Genomic DNA, 17,640 nt, shown 5'->3' with positions numbered 1-17,640 from the left:
CAATACATTATACTGCTGCGTCGCGCTACATGACTGGGGCAGAGTTGTTACGAGCCCAACTCTGCCGGTCGTTCGTCTTGAGGAAACGTTCCTACATATACATACTTACGGCTTAGCCGGGTACGCCACTGCTGGGAGCACCACCAGGTGCTCCTCCGGGAACACCACCAGGTACTCCTCCGGGAACACCACCAGGCGCGCCTGGGGTTTGCTGGTTAGGCGGTGAAGCTGGGATCCAGCTGGGCATGATCGAGGCATCGAACAGTTTGGTAGAGTCGGGATCACCAAACTTTACGCCTTTGACTTTCTGATTCTCAATCCAATGTTTCAGCGCATTATCTTTCAATTTCTTGAGTTCGTCAGCGCTGATCGCACGGCTAGAATCTGCACCTTCAAATTGTAGCACATGGAAAGTGCCGTTCTCTTTCAAGACCGGGCTGAACTCATTGTTTTGTCGGGCTGGATTCATTAACCAGTTATCGACGGTTGCGCCGATATTGGAGCCATAATCCAGCATATACTGGCCATCTGCCAGCCAGCCAAGCTCGCCACCTTTGGTCTTGGTATTGGTGTCCAATGTTTTCTGGGTCGCAATTTTGTGGAAGTCGCCTCCCGCTTTCAACTGCTTCAGAATAGCATTGCCATCATTTTCAGTTGCAACAGTGATGGCGCGTGCATTGACCTGACGAGCTGGTGAAGTGATCTGCGAAGCCAGATAATTCTGGGTGTTATCGCGGCGCAATTTCAGGGTCATCATCGTCTGCATATCCCCGTCACTCACATTTGAGTCACTCAGGAATTTGTCGTAGGATTTTCCCTTTGGCAAGTTGGCTTTCAGGTCATTCAACGCTTTCGTCACAGCACTGCTTGTGGGATTAATCTGATTCTGAAGAGCGGTGCTTTGTGAGCTTAGCCATTTGTTGATAACCAGATCTTCCTGCAACCATTGGGCGCTGGTGGTTCCAATCTGGGATTGCGTGAAGAGTGTTTCCTGCAAACTTTCTTGCTGGTTGAGGTTATTATACTGTGTGTCGTCGGTCAGTTTTTGTTTCTCGGCATTGGTCTGCTTGGTCTTAGCTGCATCCAGTTGCTTCTGGAGATCAGGGAGCTGACTGGAATTGGCAGGCAAGGCTTTAATTTGTTTGGTTAAATTATCGACCGTTTTTTTTTGCGTCATCGACGGTTTTCTGCTGATTGGTCGATTGTGTATGGGCTGTATCAGCCTGTGCACGCAGACCATTTTTTCCTTTGATCTGATTTTCGGATATTTGACCCTGCAGGGCTACCAGTTTATGATAATCAGATTGGGGGATAGATTTTCCATCGACCGAGGCAATTGGTTGATTAGGAATAATGACATTAAGGTTGATCCAGTAACCAACAAATACTGCTATGACCAGTAGGATGATGAGGCCAATAAAAGACCAGATCCCTAAACGTTGTAGTTGGGTCTTCTGTGTCCTTGTGAGGTGGCCTCCCCAGCCAAAAATAAGAGGTTGGCCGTCACGACGAGCCTCGACGTGCGCCGTTTGTCTGGTATAATTTTTGGTTTGGGCAGAACGCGCTGGCTGCTGCTTCTCAGTCCGACGCGCCGTTTGATTGTTCATCAAAACCTCCAACGTGGATACCCCAGGCTTGTGCCATCCGGGAAACCATCTCCCTGGCACGGTCGATACAGTTCGCCTTGTTCCGACCGCTACCCTTTGATTGGCCGGAGTGGAGGTTTCTGGCTCCGCTCAAGATAGTCGGAGTTGAAGGATCTCATGTATCTCTGTAGATCAGTAGCGCCAGTTAGACTGGCAACTGACATTCCGTGCTATACCATGTCGAGTAGGTTTGGACCCTGGTGCACCTGGAGGGAAAGCTTGTGACTTTCTCCTCCAGATCCACTGTCAGCTACAAGCGAGGAAGTAACAATAGTTATTACATCCCACGCATATGTTCTGCAGTGTAGGGGAGCAGGGCCATAAAGCGGGCCTGCTTGATTGCAGTGCTCAACCCACGCTGATGCTTGGCGCAGGTGCCCGTCTTACGGCGGGGCTCGATCTTTCCGCGATCGGAAATGTATCGCTTCATGAAGCGGCTTGCATCTTTGTAGTCGATTTCTCGTACGTGGTCGTGGCAAAATTGACAAATTTTGCGGCGAGATGAGCGCTCGCCACGCTCGCGTCGCTCACGACGTGGACCTGATGGTCTCTGCATCAGTCTTTCTCCTTCATCTAGAAGGGGTGATCATCCAATTCTCCAAGGTCGTCGGGGTTGCTATAGCTATCGGAGCCAGAGCCGCCAGGCTGCTGATTCTTCGGCGTAAGCATTTCCATGTCGTTGATGACTACATCGATTGCAGTGCGGGGATTACCGTCTTTATCGGTATATTTGCGCTGCTCCAGACGTCCTTCAACATAGACTTTCTGGCCCTTTTTCAGGTAGTTATTACACGTCTCTGCCAGCTGGTTCCAGGCAACGATGTTAAACCAATCCGTCTCACGTTCACCACTGGCAGATTTGCCAAAGCGACGAGTAACGGCTAGCGTGAATTTTGTCACAGCTACACCGTTGGCTGTGTAGCTCATTTCAGGCTCGCGTCCCAGATTACCAATAAGAATGATCTTGTTCATGACTCAAAGTCCTTTCGACGTGTTATACCACCCCAACTCGGTGTATGGAGACAGATGAAGGCACCCAAACGTCTCATCATTGCGCTTAGCACGCTGAGCGTAACTAAGCTTCGATCTGCTCTTCGTTATTCTCTGCGCTTGTATCGGCGGCAGCGGTCTCCTCGGCAGTCGTTACAGCAGGAGTTTCCTCTGCTGCGGGAGCCTCTTCTGCAACTTCAGCTTCAGCTGTAGGGGCTTCTGGAGCCTCTTCACTGGCTTCTGGAGCAGCAGCGGCAGCGGCGGCGCGGGCCTCGCGCTCTTCACGCTCTCTTTGAACAGCCTTTGGATCGCGTTTGCGGACCATCTCGCGGAGAACAATCTCCGAGACTTTCAGAGTACGTTCGATTTCGATCACGGTCTCAGGAGTCAGAACCATGTCAAAGAAAACATAGAATCCATCGCGGTGACGATCGATAGGGTATGCCAGACGACGGCGACCCCACTGATTGACCTTTACAATTTGACCGCTATGAGTAGCGACGATCTGCTCGATACGTTCTGTAATGGAACGTGTCTGCTCTTCGCTGGCTTCAGGACTGAAAATTACGCCAAGTTCGTAATCTCGACTCACGAAGCCACCTCCTTCCTGTGGGTGTGCTACTGGTCAGATAAAATACTGCCAGAGCAGGTGGAGCATCAACCCATTGTTGATGCTAAACTTAGATGCCGCTTTGTATCTAGTGTTTCTATGCGCGGCCTCGTAAAAAAATCGCCCCCCGATAATCGTGGGCAACAAAGATGTCTTCTCTTTCGCTGACAGGCTGAACGAGCAAGTTCATTATATGGATAATTCTCTCTACTCATGGGCCTGCGGAAGCCATCAATGCCACGCATTATAACACTGTTCTCCATGTCTGACAATAGAGTTGAGGTGAAACAGATGTTTACTTCTCTATCTTCCTATTCTCTCTATGCCCTACAAAGTTGGAAAAATGGAAATTTTTTCTCTTCCCTTCCGAAATAACGTCATGTGCAACTTTTTTAGAAAATTCCACCACATAATAAAATCCTCTTTCGCACCGCAGGGGCGAAAACTTATGGAGTGAAACGCTAGAGCACATGGATATCAAACACTAGCAGTGACAGAAATTTTTGAAATACCGTACTGTTATACGTTTGCTTTATTGACAGGTTATGTCCAATAGCTCATACTAATGCTAGTATATTCTCCGCGCAGAAGCGCTGGCTCCGGCATCGGTGCCAGAAGGTCGCATCCCCAAAAATACATTACATATGGCATTCAATGAGAAAACAAAAAGCATAACCAATCCATTCTATCTATTAATAAGGAGCAGCCTCTATGTCTGCTATTGATACACAAGCAATCTATCCCGGCCGCAGTGAGGCGGTACGCAAACAGCTAAGGGTGAGACTCTCCACCCTTTTTTTGCTCATTATAATAGCAATAGGACTGGAGAGTTGTTATCTGGCACTCTATCCCTGGCTAGCTGGTCGTACACCGCTTGACCCGTTGCGCCAATCCTGGGAAGCGCTGCTCCCTATGAGGTCCATCGTTTATTCGCGTCTGGATTGGTTTTCCTATCTCTCGACATTTAACTGGCCGGCGCCATTCTATGGTCATCTTTATCCTTTATTATTACTGCTAGGGCTGGCACTGTTTTTTCTCTGGTTAGCTGTTCGCACGGGTAATCGTGCAGGTCGCCTGATTGTGGTGCGTGCGGGCATATACCTGCGCCCCATTTTCTGGACAATACTGATCTTGAGCATGCTGATGGGCGTAACCATGGTCCTTGCGCCCATCCATTTAGATGAAATGGCCAGGAGCATGTTGCAATCTGGACTGTATGGAAGAACTGTCGCGACCTATCATCTCAATCCTTATCTATCGCACGCGACTGTACTGGCACATGATCCAATCCAGGTTCTGATTAATCGCTTGCCACCTTCGGAGGGAGTAACAGTTGGAACGGTCGGACCGGTCTGGATGGATATCAGTATTCTGATAGCGTTTTTTGCGCACGCTAATAGTGGAGCCATCGTATTATCCTGGCGTGTCCTGGCTTTACTGGCTCATCTATTCAATATCATATTGATCTGGTCACTACTCTCAGTGCAGAAGCCACTCTACCGTATCTCCGGTACCCTCCTCTATGCCTGGAATCCCCTGGTCTTGTTGTTTGGTGTGGCCTTTGTGCATCCCGAGATACTCCTGGTTTCTGTGATGCTATTAGCATTCCTGAGTTTCCAACGTGATGCTACGCTGCTTGGCTGGGTTTTTGCCTTGCTGGCAGCCTTGATCAGTCTCTATACTATGATTCTACTGCCGCTCTTATTCATTTTTGCGTTACGGCAGGGATGGGTGCAGGGCTGCGGCTGGTTTCTACTCTGGATTATTGGGATGCTGGCTATTACTGCTCTCATGTTAGTTCTGGCCTATATTCCATACTGGCAAGGCTGGGGCATTACTGGTATCCTGCTGAGCATGCGTGGCGTATTCTGGCAAGACGGTACTATTAACTCGCTGAATGCTGCGGTTATGGGTATGCCTGTGCACCTGCCTGGAAACTGGCTCAATTATGTTCAGCCCCGCAACTGGTCACTCGCAGCACTCGCCATTATGTCCCTTTATCTTTTCATTACCTTATGGATAGTAGATAGCTTTGAAATCGTACTACAGTGTAGCGGCTGGCTCTTCTTTTTATGGATTCTATTACAACCAACCTACTGGCCCTGGTATATGCTATTACCCTTTATTATTGCTATTAGCGCCTCTAATCGGCGAGAAGTACTGGCTGCTACCTTATTAATGATCGGTGCCCTGATCAGCTACTACTTCTGGCAATGGTCCCATGTCTGGGAAGGACAGGGTCTGGCCATCATTGGTATTCCATGTCTGCTCTGGGGTTGGGCACTCTTCTTCCGCTCCACCTGGCAAATGCTGCGTGGCGGGAGCAACAACCAACGATCTCCCCAGGAAGATAGTCGCCCCCAAAAACTCAAACGTCCTCCCTGGTTCAGTCGCTCCTGGACCTCCCGACCCAATCGCCAGCTGCGCTAATCATTTATTGTGATGTCCCCATCTATGGTGTGGTGGGGTGGCCGCATGGTCACCTCACCACACCATAGAATAGAAGCGAGCGCCACAGGCGCGAGGCTGCAAAATAACAGGGTTTTCCAACGCTGTAGCAGGAGGTGCAGGAGGACGGCTAGTCCTCCTGCCGGGGTGGGGGTGTCCCCCAATTTTTCCCTCACTTCACCGCCGCCGTAGGCGGCAGAAGAGAGAACGGGAAAACCCTGGCAAAATAAAGACATGCTTGCCTCTTGAGGATGGGTATGCTATAATTCATCCCGCATGCGGGGACTTTCTTGAAAAAGGCTTCTCTTCGCCTTTGATAGAGTTGCTGATACGATTGAAAGGTTCAATCATCACATCTACATTACCTTCACCTGTAGCCGTTGTGTGCTTCACACTGCGCTTCAACAGATAGATTTGTAGTAGAGAACAGAAAAAATAGATTTTACCCCGCCTATGAAGGAAAGAAAGAGCTATGCCAAAACAGAAATTAAAAACACACAAGGCTATGGCCAAGCGCGTCAAAGTGACCGCTGGTGGCAAATTCTTGCGCCGTAAGATTGCTATTAACCACTTGCGCCGTAACAAATCACCTCAGGCTGTTCGTTCCATGGACAAGACGTTTCCGTTGGCAACTGCTGATACCCGCCGTCTGAAACGCTTGCTGCCTTACGCATTCTAGTTTATTACACGAAATTTAAAAAAAGATAAGGACCGAACATGCCAAGAGTAAAACGTGGAGTAACCTCCCACAAAAAGCATAAAAAAGTATTCCAACTTGCGGAAGGACACCGTGGTACGCGTCGTAATGTATTCCGCCCCGCGCATGAGTCAGTTATGCGTTCAATGGCATACATGTACCGCGACCGCCGTAACCGCAAACGTGACATGCGCCGCCTGTGGATCGTTCGTATCAACGCAGCTGCTCGCATGCATGGCCTCAGCTATAGCCAGCTGATGCATGCCATCCATGTCGCAGAAATTGAAGTTGATCGCAAGATCCTGGCCGAGATGGCCGTAAATGATCTGCCTGCCTTCACTGTGCTGGTAAATCAAGCCTTAGAGGCTACCAAAGCGTAAAAGATTTTTCTACGTAGGGGACCCGCCGATCAGTTTTGATATGGCGGGTCCCCTGGTTTTTTTGAGGACATCATGACGCTTATTACCAGCCCCGCGAATCCACGGATCAGCAAGCTACAGACCTTGCACACCGCCCGTGGGCGCAAAAAGAACGGCCTCTTCTTATTGGAAGGTCCACACCTATTAGAGACGCTGTTAAATGCAAGTCTCTGGCCCCATGAGGTGTATTATCAGCCAGAGCTACTCGGGCGTACAGCTGAAGGCGCGGCCTTGCTTGATCGTTTGTTACATATCCCGGCTCTAAAAGAAGCGCAATTGATCGAAGTGAGCGAGCGCGTAATTGAGGCTCTTGGTGAGACCCAGACCTCGCAAGGTGTGGTCAGCGTGCTTCCCCTTGATGCATTGAATGTGGAGTTGCTCCAGCAGCGGCGCAAGCCAGGTGTACGACCTTGCCTGTTGATCCTGGACGACCTTGCTGATCCTGGCAACATGGGAACCATTCTACGCACTGCCCTGGCGGCCGATGTTGAACGTATCTTGTTGACTCCCCACTGTGTTGATTATTATAGTCCCAAGGTTGTGCGTTCAGCGGCTGGCGCGCATATATCGCTACTGGTAGAGACCAATGTGGATTGGGAGCCTATCGCTGAGCGGATCACAAGCCACTGTGGAGATACCCCCCGTGTCTTGCTGGCGGAGGCAGGCAGTACTCAGATGTATTATGAGCAGGATCTAACGCTGCCCTTTGCTCTCATCATCGGGAATGAGGCCCATGGACCCTCTGCGGAGGCTCATGCACTGGCCACTATGCCGATTAGTATTCCTCTGGCTAACGCGGTAGAGTCTTTAAATGCGGCCATGGCCACGGGCATCATCTTATATGAGACGGTCCGACAGAATGCTGTACAGGCATCCACAAAAAAACAGAGCCATTGAGGGTTATACCCAATGGCTCTTGTTATAGCTTATCAAGCTGGTCGTTCAACGACTGTTAGATACCCCACTATCCTGAGTTTTCTCTGCACTATTTTTCTGATGAACTGGCAGCCATCGTTCAGACTGTGGGATAGATTGCCAGTCTGGACCGTTTTCCTCGTGGTGTGATTGTGATCTGGCATAAGCGCTATAGTCGTCGGCTGACTCAGGTGGAGCAAAGTAGATGCCTGATGTTGAAGTACTATTGGTATCCTGTATTGGTCGCAGGGTTGCGCTGACCGTGCGGAAGGAGCCACTGATCGTCAAGATACTTTCAGCTTCGAGATTCCAATCTATATTTACGTTTGTTTTGGGAACTTGATAGATGTGCCCCTCACGTAATTTAAAGGCCTCGACCGAGGAACGCAACTGTTCCACTTGTTGAGCCAGACGTTCGACATGTTGAGAAGCATCACGGGTACTGCTACTACTTTGTTTGGTTGTGGTTGCAACATTTTGCATGATCTTGACAACCGAGCTTGAGGATTTTAGCTGCTGGGCGACCATGCGATTGATATGCTCAATCTCTTTGGCCTGATGTTCAACGGCTGTGAAGATGGATTCCAGCGCCACACTGGCTTCCTGTGTCAGGCTCGTGCCCATGGACGCTTCTTGTTCAGTATCCTGCATGGAGATAGCGAGCGTGCCAATCTCTTCGCGGATGCTACGGACGACACGTGTAATCAAATTCGCCTGATCTTTAGTTCGTTCGGCCAGACGGCGAATATCGGCTGCTACAGCTCCAAAGCCTTTGCCATTTTCTCCGGCCATCGCGGCCTGAATGGCTGCATCCAGGGCCAGGCGATTCGTCTGATGCGCGATACTTGAGATAACCTCAATGATCTCATCGATTTCACGTGAATGTTCGCCCAGGTTATGAACCTTCCCGGCGGTGCTCTGAACATTGACATTGATACGACTCATCTCTTCGAGTGCCTGCTCAACCGCTTCACGTCCAAGCTGGGCATCATGGCGGGCGATGCGAGCGACATCGAACAGCACCTGTGAACGTTCAGCCACTTTCCGACTTGAAGCCGCCATCTGTTCAACTTCAGCACTGGCCGTAGCGATCTGTTGCAACTGGTTACTGTCGGTTTCCACCAACTGAGTCATAGACTTCAGGATGGTGGTCGTGGAGCCTGTCACGCGCCCCGAGACCATTTTAACGCGCACAACCAGGCTACCAAGTTCTTCGATCATATAATTAAACGAGTCACCCAGGATGCCCAGCGCATTATCCCCAACCTCAGCCTGGACGCGCAGGTCGCCTTCACCAATACCATTAACCTCCGCAATCAGTTTTTCAATCTGGGCCTGGAGTTGATCGCGTTGCTTCTGGGCTTGCTGCATGAGATCGACAATATTGTCCAGCATCGCATTCATTGAGAGGGCAACCAGATAAATTTCATCACGGGTAGTAATGGCGGCGCGAGCGTCTGTATCTCCCCGAGCGATGCGGCGTGTCAGCAGGGCCAGATGGTGGAGTGGAACCGTAATTGAACGGTACGCAATATAGCCAATAGCCGTGACCAGCATAATCGTACCAAAGAAAGCAATCAACGTGAGAAAAACAATCTGATTTGTTTGCGTCGTATTGGTGGTAACCATACGGATGCTGATCTTTTCCGAGATATTGGTGATCTCATCCCATTGATTTTCCAATGGGAGATAGGCAACATTGGCCTGCGTCACCAGATCGTGTACATGCGTACTGGACTCTTTTTTATTGATTGCGTCGAGTACCTGGTTCTGGGCCGCCAGGTACGCGGGCCAGGATTTTTTTAGCACAGTGTCCAGATCTCTTTGCTGTTGATCTGGCAAGGTAGGATCTAGATGATTATATTTCAACACATTATATGTTGTCCTCATACGTGGTGAGGTAAGTAATTCATAGTTTTTCTGATAGTGCTTAGCCTCAGTATCAAACAATCTGGTTGTTTCTTGAATGTGTTGTTGATCAATGGTTAACTGATTCTTCTCGATCAACGGATGACTCTGATACTGCTCTAAATAGGTTGTGATAAGCAAGGCATTCAGATCAGGCAAATAGGTGCCAGCCGTTGTCGCAGACTTGAATGCACTAATGTTAGTGCGAATGACCTGACTACGCTCTGTTTGTGCTCTAAAAAATGTAAAACCAAGCACAGCAATGACGATACCGGGGATAACCGCGGTAAGCAAAAACGCCAGCAAGAGACGGCGGGCGATCTGCATTCTGGTTATAAACTTAAGCATTGGTACTTCGGCTCCTCCTCAGACACCAAAAAACACCTCAACATATCCGCACGAAGCAACGCTAACTGACCTGATGATGGTATTGGTTACCATCATTGTGAAGTAGCCGTCAAAGTTCAGTGTACTCGTCATTTTTAAAAAACCAAAATCCCGTACCGCTTTAGCCTTTTATTCCTAAAAATGCGTGCATCTATTTGTCATACCTTCTTCAGACCTGACCAGCTAAGCAGGCAAGAGGTATATTTATTCATCCGGAGGAGCGTGCTATACTGTGACGAGAAAATGTATGTCTTGTGTATTTTGTCTGTGGAAGTCGAAGGAGCCTTCTTTTGGAGAAAGTTATTACTGCCGATTGGCCATTCCAAAAGGTCCTGGTAGCCAATCGGGGTGAGATTGCGCTACGTGTAATTCGAGCCTGCCGCGATCTGGGTTTGCAAAGCGTGGCTGTTTATAGCGATGCGGACCGGGATGCACTCCATGTGCGTATGGCTGATGAGGCCTACCATATTGGTCCGGCGATTGCTGCTAAGAGTTATTTACATATTCCAACCTTGATTGACGTTGCCCGGCGCTCAGGAGCCCAGGCAGTTCATCCAGGCTATGGATTTCTGGCTGAAAATGCCAATTTTGTCGAAGCCTGTCAGGAGGCTGGTCTGATTTTCGTTGGACCTTCTGCGCAGGCCCAGCGCTCCATGGGAGAGAAAACGGCGGCCCGTCGTACGGCTCAGGCTGCGGGTGTTCCGATTGTCCCGGGCGCGATGATCGATAATGCCGATGACGAAGAAATTAAGGCCAGCGCTCAACGCCTGGGTTATCCCGTTTTGCTGAAGGCCGCTGCCGGCGGTGGTGGTAAAGGTATTCGACTGGTACACGATGAGCGGGACCTGTTGTCCTCTTTGCGTACAGCTCGCAGTGAGGCCCAGAATGCCTTTGGCGATGGCCGCGTGTATGTTGAAAAAGCGATCACACCTGCCCGACATATTGAGGTGCAGTTTATCGCGGATCAGTATGGTCATGTGGTACACCTGGGTGAACGGGAATGTAGTATTCAGCGTCGTCACCAAAAACTGATTGAAGAATCTCCCTCTCCGGTTGTAGATGAGGCTTTGCGGGCCCGTATAACCGAGTCAGCAGTTAATCTGGTGAGCTCGATTGAATATGTAAATGCCGGTACCGCCGAGTTCTTGTTGGGTCCGGATCATAATTTTTATTTTCTTGAGGTGAATGCCCGTATCCAGGTTGAGCATCCTGTGACCGAGTGGTGCACAGGAATTGATCTGGTTCAGGAGCAGTTACGAGTAGCAGCTGGTTTGCCGCTCTCCTTTTCTCAGGAAGATATTCGCTTACGTGGTGCGGCCATTGAATGTCGTATCTCAGCTGAAGATCCAGATAACCGCTTCCTACCCGCTACTGGTACCGTGGTGGCCCTACAGGAGCCATCTGGTCCGGGCGTACGGGTTGATAGTAGTCTGTATCCAGGTTTGCAGGTACCGCTGTTCTACGATCCTTTGCTGGCCAAACTGATTGTGTGGGGTCAGGATCGGACACAGGCGATTGCACGTCTCAAACGGGCACTGGATGAATACCAGCTCGTTGGTGTACGTACGACTTTACCTTTTGCACGTTGGCTGATGGAGCAACCGCGTTTCCACTCCGCTGATTTCTCAACGGACTTTATCGCTGAGGAGTGGGATGGTCACCAAAAAGTTGCTGATGTGCGCAGCGTAGCGCCAGAAGCGGACGAGCAGCAGGATAATGGTGCCAGCCCCGCACCTGCAGAGTTGTCTCCTGAACAACTGGCTGCGCTGGTTGCAGGCTTGCTGGCTAATGATCACCGTCAGCATGAGCAGGCTCGTCGGCATCCCCAGAATCAGACGCAAGGTGAGGAGAACCGTTGGCGTGATGTCGCACGCCGAGACGGTTTGCGACGTCTTTAAATCCTCGTTTTTATAGATCGCCAGCTGGATAGCAGGAACAATTTCCTCTTTCTCCGGCTGGCGATCTATTTTGTTAACGAATCTGCGCGAAGACATCACTCATATTTGGCAGCAAGCCAAAATTATTTACGCCAAACGGCCAGTAAACCACAATCGCCTTGCCGATAATATTCTGGCGGGGGACCGTACCCCAATCCCGTGAATCAGAACTGTTACCACGATTATCGCCCATCACAAAATACTGGTCGCTACGAATGGTCCGTCTGGTGATGGTTGGATCATAATAATGGAGCTTATCTTTATTCACATAGCGTTCATGCAGGACTACCCCATCGACGGTGACCGCTTTGGGAGTAATCTGGATGGTATCGCCGGGAATGGCAATGATGCGCTTGATATAATCTTCCTGAGGATTTTTGGGATAGCGGAAGACAATGATATCGCCGCGTGCCGGTGGTTGCCACATGTATGCTGCTTTATTAACGAGAATGAATTCCTGATCATGTAGAGTTGATTCCATGCTCTGTCCATTGATATGGAAATCTTGTATTGTCAGACGAATAATTAGCAGCATTAAGAGCACGAGTGTAATCGTTCCGAGAATATGGCGTAGCCATAGGTGTGCTCTGGTCACGTGTTCTCTTTGATTCACCTTCCGCTCCTGTACGGGTGATATCTGTGTATGTATGCCAGCCTGGGGGCGCCGTGTGGCGCGAGACGCATACACAGTGATCATGGTTGCCATGAGGATCAGACACTCTCTTATTATAAATGTGGGAAAAGGGGCATAACCTTTTCCAGCATGACCAGTTTAATGTTCTTCCGCTGGGGGTGGTAGCTCAAAGGAAGGTGGCGTGACACCATGGCGTTTAGCGGCCAGAGCCTTCAGACGTTCAACTGCCTCGATGGGGACAAAACGGCCACCAAGCGCAGTGGGATGAATGCCAGGCCCATGGAAATCGGTGCCTCCTGTTGGAATCAGATTATACTGTTTGGCGAGAGAGAGCAAGGCCTGTTCATCTTTATGTGTATAAGGACCATAGTATGTCTCTAATCCCACCATGCCAGCTTTTTGTAAGCCAGGCAACCATTCCCGGAGCTTATCCAGTCCTGGCAGTCCGATTGGATGGGCCATCACGGCCAGCCCATTGGCACTATTGATCAGGCGCACTGCGTCTTCCGGTGAGAGCTTATAGCGTGGTACATAAGCCGGGCAGCCCTTGCCAATATATTTATCAAATGCCTCGGCGATAGATTGTACATAGCCCACTTCCATCAGCGCTTTGGCGACGTGCGGACGTCCCACCGATCCCTGTGCTAACTCGCGTACACGCTCCCAGGAGATTGCAATGCCCTCTTCATTGAGCAGTTCCACCATGCGCTCACCGCGGCGTTCGCGTGCATCGCGCAACACTTTCAGGATCGCCTGAAATTCAGGACGCTGGTATTCCAGAAAATAGCCGAGGACGTGAATTTCACCTCCGCCAACGTCGGTATTCAACTCGATACCAGGGATTAACTCAATACCAAGTTCCCCGGCCGCAGCCGAAGCCTCTTCAATGCCCTGGGTACTATCATGATCCGTCAGTGCCAGTACTTTTAATCCTACCTCATGAGCCTGTTGCAGCAGTTTGGTTGGACTATAGAGACCATCAGAAGCGGTAGAGTGTGTATGGAGATCAACTATATTTGCCATTGAATTTCTACATTTCCTTTAAGCCATACAACAGAGGTTTGGCCTCTGCGACAAAACAAAAAAGCGTATGGTTGTAATCTACAACGTCTATCTTGTAGATTACAACCATACGCCTGCCTTTCAAGTGTATCAGCGGCGCTAGTAGCCAGTGTGTAGTGTGCAAGAGTACCTCTACATCATGCTGTTAAATCAAGCTATCTAGCATAATCAACGGAACGCGTTTCACGTACAACACAGACTTTGATCTGACCTGGATAATCCAGATCTTCCTCAATCTTATGAGAGATATCACTGGCCAGCCGGACGGCTGCATATTCATCAATCTCTTCAGGTTTAACGATAATGCGTACCTCACGGCCAGCCTGGATCGCGAAGGATTTTTCGACCCCGGTAAATGAATTGGCGATATGCTCTAATGCTTCCAGCCGTTTGATATACAGATCAATCGTCTCGCGGCGAGCTCCAGGTCGAGCGGCTGAGATGGCATCAGCGGCCTGCACAATGGCAGCCTCTAACGTCTGGGGCTCAGTCTCGGTGGCGTGATGAGCCACCATCGCGTGGACAATTTTGGGGGATTTCCCAAAGCGACGTGCGATTTCGCCACCAATGATGGCATGAGGCCCTTCAACTTCCTGGTCGATGGCTTTACCCATATCATGGAGCAGGGCGGCCGTCTTACAGACATTCACATCTGCCCCTAGTTCGTGGGCGATGGTGGCTGCAAGTATGGAAACCTCGACTGAATGTGAGAGCACATTTTGTCCATAACTGGTGCGGAAGCGTAAGCGGCCCAGGATTTTGAGCAGGTCTGTTTGCAGGCCATGGATATTGGCTTCCAGAGCAGCATTCTCACCAGCCTCACGTACAATCAGATCAACTTCCTGGCGTGCCTTGGCAACCACGTCTTCGATACGAGCAGGATGGATACGCCCATCCATGATTAACTTTGTCAATGCAACACGTGCGATTTCACGGCGTACGGGATCAAAGCCGGAGAGGATCACAGCTTCGGGTGTATCATCGATGATGAGATCAACGCCAGTCGCAGCCTCCAGGGCACGAATATTACGTCCCTCACGTCCAATGATACGTCCCTTCATTTCATCATTGGGCAATGGCACCACTGAGACCACCGCCTCTGCTACCTGATCCGAAGCACAGCGTTGAATCGCCAGGGTAATAATTTCACGCGCTTTCGCTTCAGCCTCCTCACGAGCCTGCTCTTCAATCCGGCGCGCTCGCCGTGAAGCTTCTACGCGAACCTGTTGTTCCACGCGAGACAGTAACAGTTCCTGTGCTTGTTCCTGAGTTAAGTTCGCGATACGTTCTATTTCCTGAATTTGTTGGCGTTTAAGCTCTTCCAATTCCTCGCGGTTTTGATCAAGCCCCCGCTCTTTCGTAGTTAATTTACGTTCACGCAGTTCCAACGCATCCATCTTGCGCTCAAGATTCTCTTCTTTTTGGACGATGCGTTTTTCCTGCCGTTGCAGTTCTGTACGCCGCTCTGCGTTCTCCCGTTCGATAACCGTACGGATACTCGCGGTTTCATCGCGAGCTTCCCGCAAAGCCAGACTTTGTTGATCCTGAACAGCGAGCAAACGTTGCTCACTGGCATCTTTCAGTGCGCGCAACTTTTCTTCAAAAGAAACTTTATTACGCGAAGAACCGAGTGAAAAACCCACCCAGAGAGCAATAACGGCTCCCACGAGAACAGCTGCAACGACGATGGCCCAGACGATAATATTTAACACGTCGGCCTCCTCCAGTTGTAAAGACAATCAGGCCTATAAAGGCTCGAAAATGACTATTTAGTGTAATTTGTGTGTTTTTTTTACTGTGGGCAATAGGCAAAAATGCACTATGTGCCAAGCATACTATATAAGAGTGCTAACTATACGTCAAGAAGAAAACTTGGATGAAATACAAAATATGTGACGGGCATATCTACCCGTAACATACCATACGAGCAGATGAGCTATGAAATGGCGAGTCATGCAGGCCTTACTCCGGCCTGCTTTTGACAACCTGCCTTGATCTCTATTTTGTCATAAAACGTTTATTGTTTGCCATTGACTCTGCCATCTTTTTTACTTTCTGCTGAGCTGTAACAGGTTGAGTGCGTTGAATGATATCTGCATTTACATGGCCCAGAGGACTTTAAACAGTTGAAAGACCAGCAAAGCCAGGAACGGCGTGGCAAAGAGTAGATAGGTTTGATGTAGCCATGGATAGCGGCCCAGGCGAGCGAACACGAGTAGGCCTGGAATGAAGAGTAATGCAGCATACTGGACCGATGGTAATGGATCATATGGACTGGCCGTTAACCCTGGTTGATTCGGTAGCAAGATGGCATAGAGTATGACCAGCACACCAAACACCAGTAGTGGCCATTGTCCTGCTGCGAGCCGTTCACGTCCCTTCCAACCCATGAATAAAAGGATCAGCATTCCTGCCAGAATAAGGAGTTCAAAGATAGCATGGGTTGCCGCATAGGTATACCAGGAGCCGCTGCTCAGTATGTGTACGGCTGCGATCACTCCTCCTGCTACACTGTTATTGCTGGTTGGCTGGGGATGCAGAAAGATGAGTGGATCATGAAAGGGTTTGTTGAGGGCCAGACTATAGACCAGAAGCCCGAGTGGGATGAATAGCGCGGCCACCAGAGGCAATACCTGTGCAATACGACCCCCTATGCCTTTTTCCTGCCATTGCTGGCGGAATGTTGGACCCTGCTGGCGCCAGAATTCACACAGGAAAATAATAAAGAGGACGCTACCAGGTAGATCTGTCAGGGCTGCCAGGGCTCCAATGAGGCCTGCCAGCCACCAGGAACCTCGCCGCAAGAGATAGATGCAGAGCAACGTAAAAAAAAGAAACAGGGAGGTATTATAGGCTGTGAAAAAAAACAAGGCCGTGGGAAACACTGCCAGATAGAGTACTGCACGTCTGGCTGTGCCAGCATCGAATTCTCCTTCGGCCAAAAGGTAGAGCACCATTAGAGCGGCAAAGAAGGCTACGTTTGAGATGATCATCGCAGCCAGCAGGATATCCATGTGCAGGGGGGCACTGAATAGATGAACGATAGCCGGGTACAGAGGAAAAAGCGCGGTATAGCTGGGATCAGTATAGCCCTGTGTGGCAATGGTCAGGTTACGTGGAGCATCCCAATGATACCAGTTATAGAGTATGCTATTAGCGGTAAAGGCAAATGACGATGCTCCCTGGGAGTTGAAAAGGATAGCCCCAAAATACGTTAAAACGAGCAGAAGAAAGCGCGTTGCCAGGAAAGTGGGAAGTACTGCGAAAGCGGCCTTACGCCATGGTTGCAGTGCGGACCACCAGAGCGCTGGCAGACTTTTGGCCTCAGTGGGCTCTTCTATCTCAGTTGTTATCTCATGTGCTTGCATACGAGGATTGACTCCTGTGTAGATTGCATGCCTTTAGGATCTATCATGATTGACAGATTGTAAAAGTATACAAGAAATAAATGCTTTTGTCACCTTGTGAATGAAGGAGGCATAAATGAACTCAACACATTTTTCCGGGCCATTACGGCCTACACATGTGGTTACATGCTTTTTGTCGCAAGACAATGGCCAGATACTTATCGTACAGCGCAGTCAGCGCGTTGGTAGCTATCATGCTCACTGGGCAGGGATTAGTGGTTTTGTGGAACAGAATGTTACCCCTGATGAGCAAGCATTGGTTGAAATTGGGGAGGAGACCAGTTTGCAGCGCGATCAAGTGCGTATGTTGAGGCGTGGAGCCGTGGTTGAGCATATCGATGAAGAGCTAGGCCGACATTTTTATGTTCATCCTTTTCTTTTCGCTGTGCTGGCTCCTGAACATATTCAAACCGATTGGGAGGCCGTAAATATGCGCTGGATTGATCCAAAAGATCTGAGCAATTATCAGACGGTGCCGAAACTTCAAGAAGCCTATACTTCGGCCATCCATGGCGAAACGGTCGCTTAGTTCTTGTTCCGAGTGGACTGGATCTGACTATTCAAGTGAGCCAGATCCAAT

16 protein-coding genes are annotated in these 17,640 nt (G+C 49.7%); 6 read left to right on the top strand and 10 right to left on the bottom strand.

Translation table 11 applies throughout. The features are described from left to right. Nucleotides 1-112 precede the first annotated feature (112 nt). From KDW_RS08160 to rpsF, 5 genes are all read right to left on the bottom strand, one after another. Nucleotides 113-1,177, bottom strand: coding sequence for a peptidylprolyl isomerase (locus tag KDW_RS08160; protein WP_162005050.1), 1,065 nt, complete (start codon nucleotides 1,175-1,177; stop codon nucleotides 113-115). Further along, the gene (locus KDW_RS08155; RefSeq protein ID WP_151755507.1) at nucleotides 1,152-1,607 is read right to left on the bottom strand and encodes a hypothetical protein; all 456 of its coding nucleotides are present in this window, start codon (nucleotides 1,605-1,607) and stop codon (nucleotides 1,152-1,154) included. The genes KDW_RS08160 and KDW_RS08155 overlap by 26 nt, the downstream gene beginning before the upstream one ends. Nucleotides 1,608-1,923: 316 nt before the next feature. Continuing rightward, nucleotides 1,924-2,202, bottom strand: a complete 279-nt coding sequence (gene rpsR, locus KDW_RS08150) for a 30S ribosomal protein S18 (RefSeq protein ID WP_126549923.1) — start codon at nucleotides 2,200-2,202, stop codon at nucleotides 1,924-1,926. 17 nt (nucleotides 2,203-2,219) lie between these two features. After that, entirely contained in the window at nucleotides 2,220-2,618 is a 399-nt protein-coding gene (locus KDW_RS08145; protein WP_151755506.1) for a single-stranded DNA-binding protein, read from the bottom strand. 103 nt (nucleotides 2,619-2,721) lie between these two features. Beyond that, nucleotides 2,722-3,228, bottom strand: coding sequence for a 30S ribosomal protein S6 (gene rpsF / locus KDW_RS08140; RefSeq protein WP_151755505.1), 507 nt, complete (start codon nucleotides 3,226-3,228; stop codon nucleotides 2,722-2,724). 729 nt (nucleotides 3,229-3,957) lie between these two features. On the opposite strand from rpsF, the gene KDW_RS08135 reads away from it, so the two are divergent. The 4 genes from KDW_RS08135 to KDW_RS08120 all read left to right on the top strand — a co-directional run bounded on the left by KDW_RS08135 (nucleotide 3,958) and on the right by KDW_RS08120 (nucleotide 7,707). Next, nucleotides 3,958-5,676, top strand: a complete 1,719-nt coding sequence (locus tag KDW_RS08135; protein WP_151755504.1) for a hypothetical protein — start codon at nucleotides 3,958-3,960, stop codon at nucleotides 5,674-5,676. A gap of 490 nt (nucleotides 5,677-6,166) precedes the next feature. After that, nucleotides 6,167-6,373: a 50S ribosomal protein L35 gene (gene rpmI, locus KDW_RS08130; RefSeq protein ID WP_126626642.1), complete on the top strand. Its 207-nt coding sequence runs from the start codon at nucleotides 6,167-6,169 to the stop codon at nucleotides 6,371-6,373. Nucleotides 6,374-6,411: 38 nt separating this feature from the next. After that, complete coding sequence (gene rplT, locus KDW_RS08125) at nucleotides 6,412-6,771, top strand: 50S ribosomal protein L20 (protein ID WP_151755503.1); 360 nt, start codon at nucleotides 6,412-6,414, stop codon at nucleotides 6,769-6,771. A gap of 72 nt (nucleotides 6,772-6,843) precedes the next feature. Further along, nucleotides 6,844-7,707, top strand: coding sequence for a TrmH family RNA methyltransferase (locus tag KDW_RS08120; protein WP_151755502.1), 864 nt, complete (start codon nucleotides 6,844-6,846; stop codon nucleotides 7,705-7,707). Nucleotides 7,708-7,752: 45 nt separating this feature from the next. Here the strand turns inward: KDW_RS08120 and KDW_RS08115 are convergent, their stop codons facing one another. Beyond that, a complete protein-coding gene (locus tag KDW_RS08115) occupies nucleotides 7,753-9,981 on the bottom strand; it encodes a methyl-accepting chemotaxis protein (RefSeq protein ID WP_151755501.1) in 2,229 nt (742 codons plus the stop codon). Between the two features lie 329 nt (nucleotides 9,982-10,310). On the opposite strand from KDW_RS08115, the gene KDW_RS08110 reads away from it, so the two are divergent. Next, nucleotides 10,311-11,918, top strand: a complete 1,608-nt coding sequence (locus tag KDW_RS08110) for an acetyl-CoA carboxylase biotin carboxylase subunit (protein WP_233097651.1) — start codon at nucleotides 10,311-10,313, stop codon at nucleotides 11,916-11,918. A 73-nt stretch (nucleotides 11,919-11,991) separates the two neighbouring features. Here the strand turns inward: KDW_RS08110 and lepB are convergent, their stop codons facing one another. The 4 genes from lepB to KDW_RS08090 form a co-directional block, all read right to left on the bottom strand. Then, nucleotides 11,992-12,570, bottom strand: a complete 579-nt coding sequence (gene lepB / locus KDW_RS08105) for a signal peptidase I (protein ID WP_162005049.1) — start codon at nucleotides 12,568-12,570, stop codon at nucleotides 11,992-11,994. A 159-nt stretch (nucleotides 12,571-12,729) separates the two neighbouring features. After that, nucleotides 12,730-13,614 (bottom strand): PHP domain-containing protein, encoded by an 885-nt coding sequence (locus tag KDW_RS08100; RefSeq protein ID WP_151755499.1) that lies wholly within the window; start codon nucleotides 13,612-13,614, stop codon nucleotides 12,730-12,732. A 194-nt stretch (nucleotides 13,615-13,808) separates the two neighbouring features. Further along, entirely contained in the window at nucleotides 13,809-15,392 is a 1,584-nt protein-coding gene (rny, locus tag KDW_RS08095; protein ID WP_151755498.1) for a ribonuclease Y, read from the bottom strand. Nucleotides 15,393-15,752: 360 nt separating this feature from the next. Continuing rightward, complete coding sequence (locus KDW_RS08090) at nucleotides 15,753-17,021, bottom strand: mannosyltransferase family protein (protein ID WP_151755497.1); 1,269 nt, start codon at nucleotides 17,019-17,021, stop codon at nucleotides 15,753-15,755. A 115-nt stretch (nucleotides 17,022-17,136) separates the two neighbouring features. Between KDW_RS08090 and KDW_RS08085 the strand changes: the two genes are divergently transcribed. After that, on the top strand, nucleotides 17,137-17,589 hold the full coding sequence (locus KDW_RS08085) for an NUDIX domain-containing protein (protein ID WP_151755496.1): 453 nt from the start codon (nucleotides 17,137-17,139) through the stop codon (nucleotides 17,587-17,589). Nucleotides 17,590-17,640 lie beyond the last annotated feature (51 nt).

This window comes from Dictyobacter vulcani, from assembly GCF_008974265.1.
GTDB lineage: Bacteria > Chloroflexota > Ktedonobacteria > Ktedonobacterales > Ktedonobacteraceae > Dictyobacter > Dictyobacter vulcani.
The sequence above is the reverse complement of the archived record's forward strand: the minus strand, read 5'-3'. Positions and strand labels throughout refer to the sequence as shown.

What these genes read in the sequence shown, in the direction of transcription:
- KDW_RS08160 (WP_162005050.1), bottom strand. Translation starts at nt 1,177, where the DNA reads ATGACGCAAAAAAAAACGGTCGATAATTTAACCAAACAAATTAAAGCC.
- KDW_RS08115 (WP_151755501.1), bottom strand. Translation starts at nt 9,981, where the DNA reads ATGCTTAAGTTTATAACCAGAATGCAGATCGCCCGCCGTCTCTTGCTG.
- KDW_RS08145 (WP_151755506.1), bottom strand. Translation starts at nt 2,618, where the DNA reads ATGAACAAGATCATTCTTATTGGTAATCTGGGACGCGAGCCTGAAATG.
- KDW_RS08135 (WP_151755504.1), top strand. Translation starts at nt 3,958, where the DNA reads ATGTCTGCTATTGATACACAAGCAATCTATCCCGGCCGCAGTGAGGCG.
- rplT (WP_151755503.1), top strand. Translation starts at nt 6,412, where the DNA reads ATGCCAAGAGTAAAACGTGGAGTAACCTCCCACAAAAAGCATAAAAAA.
- KDW_RS08090 (WP_151755497.1), bottom strand. Translation starts at nt 17,021, where the DNA reads ATGCAAGCACATGAGATAACAACTGAGATAGAAGAGCCCACTGAGGCC.
- KDW_RS08155 (WP_151755507.1), bottom strand. Translation starts at nt 1,607, where the DNA reads ATGAACAATCAAACGGCGCGTCGGACTGAGAAGCAGCAGCCAGCGCGT.
- KDW_RS08100 (WP_151755499.1), bottom strand. Translation starts at nt 13,614, where the DNA reads ATGGCAAATATAGTTGATCTCCATACACACTCTACCGCTTCTGATGGT.
- rpmI (WP_126626642.1), top strand. Translation starts at nt 6,167, where the DNA reads ATGCCAAAACAGAAATTAAAAACACACAAGGCTATGGCCAAGCGCGTC.
- KDW_RS08085 (WP_151755496.1), top strand. Translation starts at nt 17,137, where the DNA reads ATGAACTCAACACATTTTTCCGGGCCATTACGGCCTACACATGTGGTT.
- KDW_RS08120 (WP_151755502.1), top strand. Translation starts at nt 6,844, where the DNA reads ATGACGCTTATTACCAGCCCCGCGAATCCACGGATCAGCAAGCTACAG.
- rpsR (WP_126549923.1), bottom strand. Translation starts at nt 2,202, where the DNA reads ATGCAGAGACCATCAGGTCCACGTCGTGAGCGACGCGAGCGTGGCGAG.